At 39.1% G+C, this 14,443-nt stretch carries 9 protein-coding genes and 1 tRNA gene; 6 read left to right on the top strand and 4 right to left on the bottom strand.

The annotated features are described in order from the left end of the window. Positions 1-7: 7 nt before the first annotated feature. The 3 genes from HCR01_RS08705 (at position 8) to HCR01_RS08695 (ending at position 3,489) form a co-directional block, all read left to right on the top strand. Positions 8-1,279 carry a M16 family metallopeptidase gene (locus HCR01_RS08705; protein WP_193195826.1) on the top strand — a complete coding sequence of 424 codons (1,272 nt, stop codon included), beginning with the start codon at positions 8-10 and terminating at the stop codon, positions 1,277-1,279. 90 nt (positions 1,280-1,369) lie between these two features. Beyond that, entirely contained in the window at positions 1,370-2,530 is a 1,161-nt protein-coding gene (locus tag HCR01_RS08700) for a peptidoglycan-binding domain-containing protein (protein WP_193195825.1), read from the top strand. 605 nt (positions 2,531-3,135) lie between these two features. Beyond that, positions 3,136-3,489: a phage holin family protein gene (locus HCR01_RS08695; RefSeq protein ID WP_193195824.1), complete on the top strand. Its 354-nt coding sequence runs from the start codon at positions 3,136-3,138 to the stop codon at positions 3,487-3,489. A gap of 53 nt (positions 3,490-3,542) precedes the next feature. Here HCR01_RS08695 and HCR01_RS08690 read toward each other — a convergent pair whose 3' ends face one another. From HCR01_RS08690 to HCR01_RS08680, 3 genes are all read right to left on the bottom strand, one after another. Beyond that, on the bottom strand, positions 3,543-4,037 hold the full coding sequence (locus tag HCR01_RS08690) for a cobalamin biosynthesis protein (protein WP_193195823.1): 495 nt from the start codon (positions 4,035-4,037) through the stop codon (positions 3,543-3,545). Between the two features lie 718 nt (positions 4,038-4,755). Then, positions 4,756-5,871 (bottom strand): ABC transporter permease, encoded by a 1,116-nt coding sequence (locus HCR01_RS08685; protein ID WP_193195822.1) that lies wholly within the window; start codon positions 5,869-5,871, stop codon positions 4,756-4,758. Between the two features lie 123 nt (positions 5,872-5,994). Beyond that, positions 5,995-6,870 carry an Npun_R2479 family HD domain-containing metalloprotein gene (locus tag HCR01_RS08680; protein WP_162397896.1) on the bottom strand — a complete coding sequence of 292 codons (876 nt, stop codon included), beginning with the start codon at positions 6,868-6,870 and terminating at the stop codon, positions 5,995-5,997. A gap of 741 nt (positions 6,871-7,611) precedes the next feature. Between HCR01_RS08680 and HCR01_RS08675 the strand changes: the two genes are divergently transcribed. Beyond that, a tRNA-Gly gene (locus HCR01_RS08675) sits at positions 7,612-7,683 on the top strand. 58 nt (positions 7,684-7,741) lie between these two features. Here HCR01_RS08675 and HCR01_RS08670 read toward each other — a convergent pair. Further along, positions 7,742-9,904 (bottom strand): GumC family protein, encoded by a 2,163-nt coding sequence (locus HCR01_RS08670; protein WP_193195913.1) that lies wholly within the window; start codon positions 9,902-9,904, stop codon positions 7,742-7,744. A gap of 2,044 nt (positions 9,905-11,948) precedes the next feature. Between HCR01_RS08670 and HCR01_RS08665 the strand changes: the two genes are divergently transcribed. Both HCR01_RS08665 and HCR01_RS08660 read left to right on the top strand, forming a co-directional pair. Then, positions 11,949-13,298: a glycosyltransferase family 4 protein gene (locus tag HCR01_RS08665; protein ID WP_193195821.1), complete on the top strand. Its 1,350-nt coding sequence runs from the start codon at positions 11,949-11,951 to the stop codon at positions 13,296-13,298. Between the two features lie 706 nt (positions 13,299-14,004). Further along, entirely contained in the window at positions 14,005-14,439 is a 435-nt protein-coding gene (locus tag HCR01_RS08660) for a hypothetical protein (RefSeq protein WP_193195820.1), read from the top strand. Positions 14,440-14,443: the final 4 nt, after the last annotated feature.

Genomic DNA, 14,443 nt, shown 5'->3' with positions numbered 1-14,443 from the left:
ATGACAAATGACAACCTTGCTGCAAAACTCCCCTATCCATCGCACCGTGTTGAACAATGGCATTGTAGTGCTGGTGGCAGAAAATCCTGCTGCGGATATTATTGCGGCGCGAGTCTTTGTGCGTGCTGGTAGTTGTTGCGAAAACCGTGAACAGGCGGGGTTAGCACATTTGCTATCAGCAGTTATGACAAAGGGATGCGATGGACTTTCTAGCTTAGAAATTGCCGAAAAAGTAGAGTCTGTGGGAGCGAGTTTAAGTACAGATAGCTCTACTGATTATTTTTTGCTGTCTTTGAAGACGGTAACATCTGATTTTGCTGAAATTTTAGCATTAGCAGGGCTGATTTTGCGATCGCCCACATTTCCCGAAACCCAAGTTGAACTAGAACGGCGTCTGGCACTACAAGACATTCGCTCACAAAAAGAACAACCGTTTACTGTCGCCTTTGAGCAAATGCGGCAGGTAATGTACCAAAATCATCCCTATGCTATGTCGGTGCTAGGAGATGAAACAACAATGGGCAGTATAACTCGTGCAGACTTAGTTCAGTATCATCAAACTTATTTTCGTCCAGATAATGTGGTAATTAGTATTGCTGGTCGAGTCACACCAACAGATGCAGTTGATTTGGTGAAAAAAGTTTTTGGTGATTGGCAAGTTCCAACACAAGGGTTACCTGTATTGAATTTGCCTGAAATTAAGGTAGAACCGCAGCCAAGGCTCAAGCCTATACATACACAACAATCAATTGTGATGCTAGGTTATTTAGGCCCATCGGTGAGTTCTCCTGACTACGCCCCACTCAAGTTACTTTCTACCTACTTGGGTAATGGGCTTTCTAGCCGCTTGTTTGTCGAATTGCGGGAAAAGCGAGGCTTAGCTTACGAGGTATCTGCATTTTACCCAACAAGACTGTTTCCAGCGTCATTTTTGGTTTACATGGGCACGGCGGCGGAGAATACCAGTATAGCTCTAGAAGGACTACGGACAGAAGTAGATTTATTAACTACCACAGAAGTATCAGAAAGCGTACTGCAATCAGCCAAAAACAAGATATTGGGGCAGTATGCTTTGGGTAAACAAACGAACGGACAAATTGCTCAGATATACGGTTGGTATGAAATTTTGGGCTTAGGGATTGATTTTGATAAAAAGTTTCAAGAGTTGGTTATAGCTGTAAGTGTTAAAGATGCCATTGCTGCCGCTGGTAAATACTTAAAGGAACCTTATTTGTCTTTAGTTGGTCAAGAAGAAGCAATTAATAGTGCGATCGCCTAGGGTAAATTATATGCGATCGCAGTATTATCAGCTGTTTTCTCAATCAAGCGGCTGTACTATATAGCATCAGAAGTTTCCGGTGGAAATTCCATGAAAGGCAGCCTGAAAGCAAGTATCTTGAACTACTTACGCGCACTAGAAACCACTGTAATTTGCCGTACAAGAAAAGACGGGCAACAAGACAGGTGGACAAAGAGGTCTAGATTTCTATCAAAGATTGAAATAATCCTGTTCTCTTGTACGCCCCTGCTCATTAGCTCAACGGCAGTTGCTCTTGGAGGAAACCCCCTTCTCTACGAGACGCTCCGCGAAGGCGCAACCGACGCAAGAGAAGACCGCACTGCCTTCTTTGCTGTAGTGTCAATTGCAGCGCCACAAAAAATTGCCCAAGTCAGTTCTGGAGATAGCATCAACCGCCCTACCCTCAAAGTTGGTAGCCAAGGAGAACGTGTGTCTGAACTTCAGGCTGCTCTTAAACTTTTGGGCTTTTACTCAGGTGCAGTAGATGGCATCTATAACGATAATACGGCTAGCGCTGTTTCCCGGTTTAAGCAAGCAGCTGGCTTGAGTCCAGATGGTGTTGTTGATGCCAGCACTTGGCAAAAACTTTTCCCTAACGAATCAATAGTGACATCAACTACCTCTTCACCTCAGCCAGCATTTAACTCAGCGACAAATTTTCCCGTTCCAACCCAGCCTAGCAACGTCACCAGGGTTGTAAATTCCAACCCTAACCCCCCAAGACAACCTACAAGTCAAATTGTAAATTCTAGCCCAAAGCCAAAACCTACTAACCCAAGTCAAAGTACAACTCCAAAGCCACAGAAACCACCGCGTCGTACTACATCTACTACTGTAAATTCTAGCTCGGAGCCAAGACCTGCCAATCCCAGACAAAGTACAACTCCAAGACCACAGAAACCGTCATCTCGCACTACGTCTACTACCCGAACTCAGTCAGCCAGACGTACTGGGCAGACTACGCCAATTCAGCCAACCCCAAATAATAAGCGAACCCCAGGTATTCAATACACCTCAGAAGGATGGCCAATTTTACGTGTAGGAATGCGTGGTTCTGAAGTTACTAAGTTGCAAGAAAGATTGCAAAAGCTTGGTTTCCTGGATGGTGGTATCGATGGAGATTTTGGCGAGACAACCGAGGCGGCGGTGAAAGCCGCACAAAAGCGCTATGGTTTAGAAGCTGACGGCGTAGTTGGTGGCTCCACCTGGGAGAATCTTTTGCGGCGTTAGCTGTTGGCGTAGCCTCAACCACAGGAGGAAGTAAGCCTTTCGTAGAAGAGTCATCGAAAGCGACAGGAAAACTTTCCTTGTGGCGTTGTCCTCAAGACACTCGGACGTATGGAACATAGGGCATTGAAAAGAGTCTCCAAGGGTGGGGTGCTGCTCTTGCAAAGGAGAAAACTCTTCTTTCTTGCTTCTTTTCCATGCCAAAAACGTAGTTTTTTATTTTATGGTACATCCTACAATACGATAAAGATACCCCGATTAAGAAGTATCACCCAGTGCCAGTGCTGAAAAGTTACATTACTTTTGGGCTGACAAAAGAGGACGGCAACTATCGGAGTCGTAAACGGCGATGTTTGTAAGACTTACGCATTAACAGAGACAATCAAGTAAGCAATGTGGATTTATCAGATGTTAAAGTTTTATTTTTGCATTCTTAGCAAGCAATGTCTAAGAACAAGGCTACCTATGTGATTGTAGTCGCCAATAATCTGAACACACATGATGGTTGATCTTCTGTATAGTGCGTAAGTCTTAGCCTGAGAGTGTTTCACCCCACACCAGGCAATAATCAAAGTAATTAAACTACTGTTAATTTATCTAAAAGTCTTATGCAGCACTTTTTATTCACTTGGCTCGGTACTGCGGTGGCGTTATTGATCACTGCTAATATCGTTCCAGGATTTATTGTCAAGACTTTTGTGGCCGCTCTTGTCGCCGCTATTGTTATAGGTCTAGTTAATGCATTTGTTCGACCAATTTTACGTATTTTAGCGTTTCCAATTACCTTACTCACTTTTGGTTTATTTACATTTGTACTCAACGCCTTGACTCTTTGGCTGGCAAGTGTTCTGACTCCTGGTTCTGGTTTTGAAATTAAGGGTTTTTTACCTGCTTTGTTGGGTTCAATCGTGCTAGCGATTGTCTCCAGTATCATCAACTATGTTCTGAGAGTGGTTGATTAGGAAAAAGTAAAAGGGAGTAGGACGCAGTAAGGACGTAGACGCCATACTCGTCTCTACAAACTTAGTCCTTTATCTAATTCTTGGGCAACAGCTACCGTTACCGCGCCTAGTTGCCCTTGCAACCGGAAAATTTGTTTAGGAACTAAGCAAGTAACCCTCAATACCTCTGTGCTCGCAAAGAAAGGAAATGTTGAGGACGGGGTAAGTTGAGAAGCTGCCAGAATAGCAGCTGCTTCTGCTACGCTAGATGTTCCCACTGCTTGGTCGATGATTGTGGCAGGGTTGGGGACAGAGACGGTGCGAAGGATTTCCGCAGAGAAGGTTTTTAAAGTCCAATTGCGTAGGCGGCAAATTTCCAATAAGCCAACTTCTGAGGCTTTAGTGTTTATGGTAGCAATACCTGCGATCGCACTTTGAGAAAGTTGGTTATCTTGAAATATTTGCCCAATTGCCTTATCAATCAATTGTCCAGAGGTTCCTCGTTGACAACCAATTCCTACCCACACAAGCTGTTGATGTAACTGCACTCGGTGCAATTTCTCATTCACTACAGCGTTTCTACTAAATTTAATTTTTTATTTATTGTTTTTTTGAATATTCACAACAATCCTGGAAACAGCCTCAAATCAACCTTTTTTGAGAACTTGCTTATGTTTAGCGTTCAGTATGATACATAAAAACTGATCTTTAGAATACTTTTCCCTCCAAGTAAAAACTATATTTTGTACATAGCACAGTAGGAAACGCCAAGGGGGAGACAAGGCACAAGGTAAAAGGTAATTTCCTTCTAAGTTTTTTATCCCTATTTATCCTTGTGGCGCAAGCATTTTGCCTGCTCTCTTTTGGTATTCCAATTTTTATTCTCTCCGTCGCAGCAAGCTCACAACAGCTACGACGGAGTTTTGCTATCTTCATGCCTCACTTTTGGACTCAGATCTCTTTTACCTCCTTGGTATTTAAGTTAATAACTTTCATTTGACGATTTGTCAAGATGTTTTTGAAAAAAATTGAGCAGATTTTTCTTCAAAAAAACATTTCAGTATACCTTTATTTATTGCTGCAAAGTTATTCCAATGATACTACATTTAAGTTACAAAATAATTTTAAGCCTGACTATCCAGGAATTGAGGTTTATACTAAAATACCTATGTAAATATTCTGCACTAAAGTGATAGGTGATCGCTCTACCTAAATACAGACCAAAAATTACTCGAATAGGTTTTAGGCATTACCTATTCAAGAAATTTGTCTAAATCTTGGTCAAGCCTATCTTCGCAAGCTACGGGGGTCTAGTGCATCTCTCAACCCATCACCGAGTAAGTTAAATGCTAGTACCGTGAGGATAATTAGCACTGCTGGCGGCCAGATTAGCCAAGGTTGCAGCACCAAAATAGAAGCATTGCTTGCCAAAGAAAGCATATTACCCCAAGAAGGGTCTGGTTGCTGAATGCCCAAGCCGATGAGACTTAGTATTGCTTCTGCGCCAATAAAACTAGGAATCGCAAGAGTAGCAGAGATAACTATATAAGTAGCTGTTTGCGGTAAAACGTGGCGGAGGATGATATAAATTGGGTTTCCACCCATTGCACGTGCCGCTTGGACAAATTCTCGCTCTTTTATTGATAATACCTGTCCACGAATTACTCTTGCTAAGCCAGCCCAGCCAATAACCGAAGTAATTACCACAATCAGCAAAAAGCGCTGGGTGCTACTTAAACCAGCTGGTAAGACTGCTCCCAAGGTAACTAAAAGATAAATACTGGGGAAAGTCATTAGCACTTCTGCCAAGCGCATGATGATGCTATCGGTTACACCTCCAAAGTAGCCGGAAATTCCACCGATCAGCAAACCAAGGGGATAGGTAATGATAATACCAAAAATTCCTATAAACATACTGATGCGACCACCATGCAGCAGGCGACTAAATTGGTCACGACCTTGCTCATCAGTCCCCAAAAGGTTAATTTTTGCTATGCCTATTGCGCCAAACAAATGCCAGTTCAAGGGAATACCGGGAATGATTGTGACTTCATCCCAGCTGGGAGGTAATGGCAAACTCACTTGCAACAAACGGTATTCTGGGCCAGAGACAAACAAACGCAAAGGTGAGGGCTTTGTAAAGTCTACAATCAGTTTGCGATCGCCTGTTTCTAGGTTTGTGTCTCCCTGAGTCGTCGGATAAATATGAGGCCCGATAAACTGCCCTGACTGAGAAGCCCAGTATACCCTAGTTGGTGGCAGCAGCGAACCATTGGGTTGAGAGACATAAGGGTCGTATGGGGCCACGAAATCAGCCGCAATTACTGCCAAATAGAAAACTAACAGTAAAATTGCCCCAAATCGTGCTAGAGGATTTTTCTTGAGTCGTCGCCACCAGTCCATAATTTTGAGTCAATAATTAAGGGTCAAAGGTCAGGGGTCAAGAGTCAATCAACTGGCTTAGTGTAGATTTTAAATTTTTGACTTTGGACTGTTGACTTTGGACTCTTGACTCTTGACTAATATTTAAGCATGTAGCTGCTCAACTAAATACCGCTGTTCTTCCTGTTGTTTTTCGTGTTCTACAACAAACACATTTGAGTATAAATTAGCAAGAATTTGTTTTCCTTGCTGTGTTAGAGATAAGTAATGTAGTCCATCTTTGATATAAGGATAGACACCATGCCAGTAAAACTTGGCATAGTTATAGCGTAAATCGGCAGGGGTTTGATAACCTAAAACTTTATTCATACCTGTTTCTTCAAACTCGTAGAATAAAGAAGTAATTTTCTTTAAGTAACGCGGATCACTTAATTGCCCAATCAAATCCGCAGCACGTACTAACCCTGCAAAACTATTTGTATCTTGATGATCCTCTGCTCTAGGTACGGGAAACCGAGTCCATTCAATATTGCTCTTAATTACCTCACCATCTATCAATTTGTGACCGCCAAAACGTTCATCAATAAACAGCTTTGCCCTGTCTACATGATACGGTGTCAGACTGGCATCAGAAGCGCCGGGAGTCAGAGAAATCATTCTGCCATTTTTGCCTGTGGCATACAAGCCTGATGCCTCCCGGTCTTGTCGGCAAACTCCTTTAACATAGCCAATATCATGGCATACTAAAGAAATGATAAAGTGCAACCAGTCTTCACTAGATACACCACCTTCTCTGATGTGTTTGCCACGTAAAATTTCTTGACCTACAAGGGTGACTAGTACAGTGTGTTCAACATTGTGATAAAGGGCATCACTATTAGCAATATTTTCCAAAGCCATGTTACCAGCCCAAGCTATAATATCCTCATATTCGTTTTTTAAGCAGCCATAGGTGCGACGATAACCTTCACGAATTTGATTTACAAAGGCGTCAATTAAAATTTCAGTGGCATTGAACATATCTGTTTACTCAAGTAGATAGTAATTGTTTAGTGATTTGATTGACTCATTTCAAAATTGCATAACTTAGGGTGACCCTTACTGGAATTTAAGACAATACAGATTGCTCATTTGTAACTCAGGTATAGGTGTGAACGCTAGTTTTATGTATACTTAGATTAAATAATAGGCTTGTTTTCCTTGTAGCGCAAAGGTTTAAAAGGGATTGTGGGGTGAGTAAGTTCAATAGAATGCTAGTATAGAAAAATACATTAATGCTATATTACTCCCATTGCATAAATGTACATTAGCTTAATCAGCTTAATCAGTTTTTCATATTTAATCACTGGTTGACGGTGATCTAGATACACATGGCGTGTGACTTAGAAAGGGTAGACGAGGCGACCAGGTTATTTATATAAATAAATTATCGGTTTTAGTATAAACAAGTACTTATATTTGAATTAAAAACCTCGATTTGAGTCATGGTATATACTTAAGCTGAAAGTATCAGCGATCGCTTTTGACAGAATGGGTGTATCAACTAAGCTCATTCATTTATTAAAGCATCGTGCTTAATTGAGTTTTTTCAGCTACCATCGTCAGCACAATCAAGCTTTGGCAGTAAACTACCAAACTTATTGCTACCGAGAATGAAGTTATCAATCTACCGCCTACCAGCGAAAAACCTGCTTCTTAAATCAGTAAGTTCACAAATAGTGATATGATAATCATCGGTTTAAATAAAGCCAACAACTATCTGCGGGTGTAATTCAGTGGTAGAATGTCACCTTCCCAAGGTGAACGTCGTGGGTTCGAGTCCCATCACCCGCTTTGCCGAAAAGCTTTATCTAATGGGCCATTCAAGTTTTTTACCCGCTTTAGAAAGCTCTTAATCATTAAAATTGTTTTGTCCGTTACCAACAATACCTAAGACATTCATCGGGGAAATTTTCAGGTGGTCTAAAGCTTGTTGTATTTTGGAAGAATCTGTTTTATCAATCCTTACTACTAATAAAATCCCATCAGTATTTGGTGCCAACAAGCTAGCATCAGCTAGTCCGAGTAGGGGTGGTGTGTCATAAATCACTAAGTCAAAGCTATTATGAAAATCTGCCATCAGGCGCTTCATTTTTTCGGACGAGAGCAATTTTGTGGGATCAGGGGGTATGGGCCCAGATGTGATCACAGATAATTGGTTCATAGAAGGAAACTTCCGAATTACTTCCCCTGGTGGCAAATTTGTAGAAATTAAATTACTCAATCCCCATAGGTTGTTTAACTCTGAAAGGGTATGAATTACAGGTTGACGCAGATTTGCATCTATCAGTAGCACTCTTTGCCCCATTGCTGTAGCTATTTGAGCCAGATGGAAGGCAACTGTAGACTTACCATCACCAGGCATAGCTGAGCTAATAATGAACGAACGTATTTGGCGATCGCAACTGAGAAGTTGAATGTTTGTATAAAGTAACCGTAAAGCTTCCAAAAACTTTACAGAATGGTTGCTGTAGTCTTGATCCGCTATAACCGCCAATTCAGGATTCCTGTCATATGGCAAATCTGAGATTCGTACTAGAGGAATATTTCCTTTGGAAGTAGAGGATTTACTAATTTGGAGTTGCTTTTCAAATGGGATATTTCCCAACAATGGTAATTTCAGCTTGTCCTTGAAATCATTAACACTATGATATGTATTGTCAAGTTTTTCAATCAGTAAGGCGATACCGATTGCCAATACTAAACTTGTGACCAATCCTACTAATAAATTTCGTTTGATGTCAGAAGAAGTTACAGGTTTTTCAGGCTGAATCGCCTTTTTAAGCAACTGCCATCCTAGTTCTGTCTGGGATACTTGAATTTGGAGGTTTTCGCGAGTAGATAAAAACCTATTTAGGCTCTCTGTAGTAATCTGTAACTTTTGCTGTAGTGTTTTATATTGTCTTGCTAATGCTGGCAATCTTTTGCGTTTTTGTTCAAGCCTTTGTATAGTTTTATCTATCTCTTGTATTTGCACTACTAGAGTTTGAACTTGAGCACCTGTCTCTGAAAGTTTTACATCCAAAAAGCGCTGCGCTTCATTCTGTAGCAAAGGCAATAAGCTTGCGCGTTTTTCTTTCAATGTTTGGATAGTGGGATTGTCTTCTTGTAGACGTGCTGACTCCTGAGCAATCTGAGAATCTAATTGACGAATCTGGGTGAGTAACTGCTGATATAACACAGCATTATTCAGTACAGCTGAGGCTCCATCTTTTCCCTTTAAAATATCAACATTGGAGCGAGTTTGCCCCAACTGCATATCAACCTTTTCTCGTTGCTCAGACAAAGTAGCTATTTGCTCATCAATCTGTTTGGCCTCGGCTTCTGGATCGTTAAATTTATAATTTAGCCGAAAATTTTGCAATTCTCTTTGGATCTGATCAACTCGATTTTGCAGAAAGGGCAGTTGTTTTTCAACGTAATGAATGCCCTGACGTAATTTAGTTTGCCGTCTTTCCTGGCTATAGTCTATGTATTCGCTAGAAATTTTGTCTAAAACTACTTTAATCTTCTTGGGATCGTTACTACGATACCTTACCTCTATAATCTTGGTTTCACCTAAACGATTAATCTGCAAAGTATTGATTAAATCATCATAATTTATGTCTGGATAGGATACTTGCAACTGTTGAATAAGGCTATCCATCAGTTCAGGACTTTTGAGAACCTGAATTTGGCTATCATAATCTAGACCACTAGTGGTAGTTGAGTTAGTGTCTTTGACAACATCTACTACTTTGCTGTCATCATTCACAGGTTCTACTAATAGCTGAAAACTGCTTTCATATTCTGGTTGCTTTTGGTTCAACTTCAAATTAACGACAAAAGTTACCATTACAACAGTAGTTACCCCAGCAATTAGTAGGCCTCGTCGTCTCATAAGACCAAGAAATTCACGAAAGCTCCAGTTATTTCCCGAATCTTCACTTCCCGGAAAAGGTTGTGGCTGGAGAGATGTCGGCACAGAGTTACTATTGCGGTCATAACCGGAAAATTGATAAGAATTATTCTCCATCATTTATACTTATTAATTAGTATTAAGACTGGGTAATTAGTCATCTTAAATTAGGATAATCATTTGAAAAAATATTTAATATACAACGATTCAAAGCTTAGTTAAACATTATACTTCAAACGATTGAGATTTAAGCTTTCGTAAAACGGTAATAACTTTATCAAAGTATTGATTTTAATCCCATAACATTTAGTTTCTTTTCGTTATTAATATATATGTGAAGCAACTATTTTTAATGTATCGAGTAGTTAAAAACACTTGAACATACGGGCATGTTTGTTAGCGATTCCTGCGGTGTACGTAGCCATTGCCGTTCAGAAAACACTTGTTAGTTTACTGATTTATAGATAAATCATACTTCACTACTATCTAAATTAATACATTAGTTTTATAAGTCTCATGACAAATGTCAGAAACATAGATAAGTTTGATAGAGCGATTGTGATATTACGGTTACTACGAATTATTCTTAATAGTTTTAGTATTTAATGTTGCTAAAACTTCAGTATGATGTTGAAATCTACGTTACTATATGGCATTTAAAAAAGGCAAGTTCCACAAATATAAATCAGTGGTATTAAAATATAAGTAATTTTTCATACAAAAATATTCTTTTTTTGTAAAGAAAATATATCAATAGAAGTATGACCTTTTTATAAAGATTATATGTAAGGATTTTTATAGAACATGAATTTATGATGAAGCACGCGAGTAAATTGGAAACATGGTATTCTAATTAAGAATCAGATAAAATAAGCAATTAAGAACATAAAGCTCTTAAGGTTTTGTAAATGTTTGTTAATTGTTAATGACGCCAAAAACGTAATTTCTACAGATGTAATTGTCGTTTGTAAACAATCTTGGAGTCGAAATTGTATTTACGAAAGGAGGTAAAAATTTAAAGCCTTGCCCCTGTCTTGAAAATTTTCCTAGGTTGGAAAACTCGTTTATAAAACTTTTCACTTGTGGGCAAAAAAATCGTTGTATTGAGGAGCAGATTGAAGCCTTGCCCAGTAATCGGCTTAGCTAACGTACTGCTAACGTGAAGAAGGCAGAAAACAAGAGGCAGAAGGTTGCAATAAGTGTAAGCTGTCGTTTGTGCTCGCCCACTTCGCCAACAATCCTACACTGATTGCACTCCAAGTTAAGATATTTGGATTCGGGCTTCAAACCTTGTGTACAAATGGTCACTGCAAAAGGGAGAGTGCAGCATTTATCCTGATTTCTGCCTCTCTAGCTAACGTGGGTAACCTACTGTTCCCTGTCTTTCATGGGCAGATTTTTTAGATAGACCTATTTTTTGAGTTTTAGAACCACAATGCTCGTCTGGAAACTTAAAACTACGTCCAATAATTGAGAATGTTCCCAGTTATTTTTTGGCAACCTAAATACCTACCCTTGAAAGCTGTTCTCTGTTCCTCCCCTTTTATTCAAAAATAATCAGCAGAGACTAATGATGTGAATAAATAAAACAAAATTAAAATTTAATTTGCAATTGCTGTATATATATTAATCTGGTAAGTAATTGCCTTTAAAAGTCTAGAAAAGTAAGGAGCGAAATAGAATAAACTGCATTCCTAGCAAAGATTTTTTTGTGAATAAACAGAATTTTCCTACTCCAAATTTATTCTTTGATTTAGGATTCGTTTTTTTGCTATAGAACTCTTATTTGATTTTTGAAAAAACTCAGTATACATTTCTTCCCTTCTTTGGTGTTCCCTGTATCCTCACTACGTAAGTAATTTCATCAATCAAATCAGATTGCTATAGGAAATTTAGTAAATAATTTTCTCAACCTACCTCTTTGGAAACGTAAGTAGAGTGTAATTATTTTCTTCGCATATTTTTTTGTGCTAATTGTGGGGTTTTAATCACATAGCTCGAAGATATACTTGTATGTGTATGCGTAGATATTTTTACACCTGTTAATTAATACACTAACCTGGAGCGGATTGACAATAGTTATCAAACCAGGCGGGTTTGTCCGTGAATTAATAGCTTTAGTAGCCCCTCAAGATAAGATTTATACTGTAGGATACAACCGATGAGACTTAATGAATGGATTAATCAAAAATTGTTTCTATCCATTTCTACTCAATTAGAAGCCAGGGATCAACATTCTTTCAAGACTCAGAAGTCCTTGAAATTGTCTGTGATCACTCAGTTTTTTCCCCCAGACTATGCAGCTACGGGACAGTTAATCGAAGAACTAGTGAGGCATTTAGACCAACAAGGAATAGATGTTGAGGTTTTTACCAGTCAACCTGGGTATGCGTTTAAGTCAGCTAATGCTCCATCTGTTGAACGTTTGGGTAGAGTCCGAATTCAGCGATCGCGCACAGCTCAACTTTGGCCTGGACGAATTCGTGGTAAAGCTATCAATGGTGTCTTATATACTTTGCGTGCAGCACTATATCTAATTAGAAACTGGCGTCGCAGTAATCTATTGTTGTTGACTACAGCTCCTCCATTTTTACCAGTCATCGGCTATCTAGCTTATATCTTTTTCCGACTTCCCTATGTCTGTATACTCTATGATCTATATCCAGATATTGCGATCGCCCTAGGGGTCATCTCAAAACATAATTGGATGACGCGATTCTGGCAAAAACTCAATAAACAGATTTGGCTCAACGCCAAGGGGATCATAGTTCTGAGTCCTGGTATGAAGCAACAAGTGGTCGCAAATTGTCCACAGATAGCCGATAAAGTGTCTGTGATTCACAGTTGGGCAGACCCGGAATGGATTATGCCAATTGCCAAGCATAAAAACTGGTTTGCTTGGAAGTATAACCTCGTTAAAAAATTTACCGTACTATACTCCGGCAATATGGGTCGCTGTCATGATATCGGTACTATCCTGGAAGCAGCTCAATATCTGCAAGATGAGCCAGTTCAGTTTGTGTGCATTGGCGGTGGAGCAAAGCGCAGCGAGTTGATTGAGCAAGTGAAGCTATTGGGATTGAGCAACTTCTTGTTTTTACCGTATCAAGATCAGCAAGTGCTTCCCTATTCCCTAACTGCTTGCGATCTATCACTAGTAAGTGTGGATGCATCTACAGAGAGTTTGGTCGTTCCTAGCAAGTTGTACTCAGCTTTAGCATCAGGACGGCCAATAGCAGTGATTTGTTCACAGGATTCATTCTTAAGAGAAATGATTGCAGAAGCAAACTGTGGCGGCACATTTGACAATGGAGATGGTCAGAGTTTAGCTCAATTTATTCGCTTGCTCCGTAATGATCGGCAACTAGGGGATCGGATGGGTAGGGCGGGTCGTCAATATTTGCGATCGCATTTCACACCAAAAATTATTTCTAAACAATACCTTGATGTTTTGCAAAAAGCGATATTGACTGAAGGTACGGTAACTATGTCAGAAAGCCATACAAAGTAAAAGTTTGGATTTTCCAAAATTAGGTAATTCAATCAGCTTTTATTTATTACTAGCTGAATATAAATATTTTCTGCTGTCGTACTCACTTTATTTTTAACCGAAAATTGGGAATCTAATATCTTTGCCTATCCAGAACATTTTAAATATAAGCTTGCTACATACTAGTTCAATCTAAAGGAGAATCACTGAGCATTCCAAATACCCAAAAGCATAATTCATCAACTGTTTGACTTTTAATATCTAAGTTTTGACCTGCGTACAATAGCACTAGCTATAGTTACGTTAAAGTATTTACACAAGGACGTTTTAAATGCCAATTAGATTAAAATTAAGTTCTAAAATAAGCATTTTAGAGCTTGCTATTGATTAGCAAAATTCAGTGGAATATTTTATGTTAAAAATTATGCATTAATCTTGGGAAAATATGTTATATTCATGTATGTTGTAAGTAGGTAAATATCATTATGTTATAAAAAATAAAAAAATATTTAGTATCAACAACTAAGTTTATTTAAAAAAGCTAATTAAAATTTGCTCAAATTGATTTGATCAAATTGATTTACATAATTTATCAGCTAAGTAAGTCTGATAACAAAACAATTGAATAATTTATTTTTTATTTGGGAGATGGGCTTTGATGGTCTTATTGATCTCAGTCCCTCCGATATAACCTTTTTTCATCGTCTATTTGATGTGGGAGGTCAAATTGCAGAGAAGGTGTGATCGAAATCGGAAACGTTCAAAACGACGTGATATCTACTGTCCATATCACAGTTGCTATATGAATAGCGTAAGTCAAAAATATCAACTGTTTGCCAATCAACCAGGACAGTTGCAGCAACGAGGTATAAGTCGGCGGAATGCTTTGATATTAGTATCCAATCAAAGTAGCGTACCGCTAGAAGGAGAATGGTTAGAGGCTTTTTGGTGTGATCATTGCCAGCAAACAAAGTGGTATCACGTTCATAGGTGCGATGAGCGTAGCTATAAACTTTCATTAGCACCACGAGAACTTTGGCAGCAAGTAAAAGGAGTAATTAATCCTGAAGGAAACCCTTCTGTAGGAGAGTTTACTCGCAGACAAGCAAGAATACTTAGCTATAAAAGCATTCAGGATTTCCATCTTTTGGGTCAACATTAAAAGT

The organism is Nostoc sp. MG11, assembly GCF_014904695.1.
Taxonomy (GTDB): Bacteria; Cyanobacteriota; Cyanobacteriia; order Cyanobacteriales; family Nostocaceae; genus Komarekiella.
The sequence above is the reverse complement of the archived record's forward strand: the minus strand, read 5'-3'. Positions and strand labels throughout refer to the sequence as shown.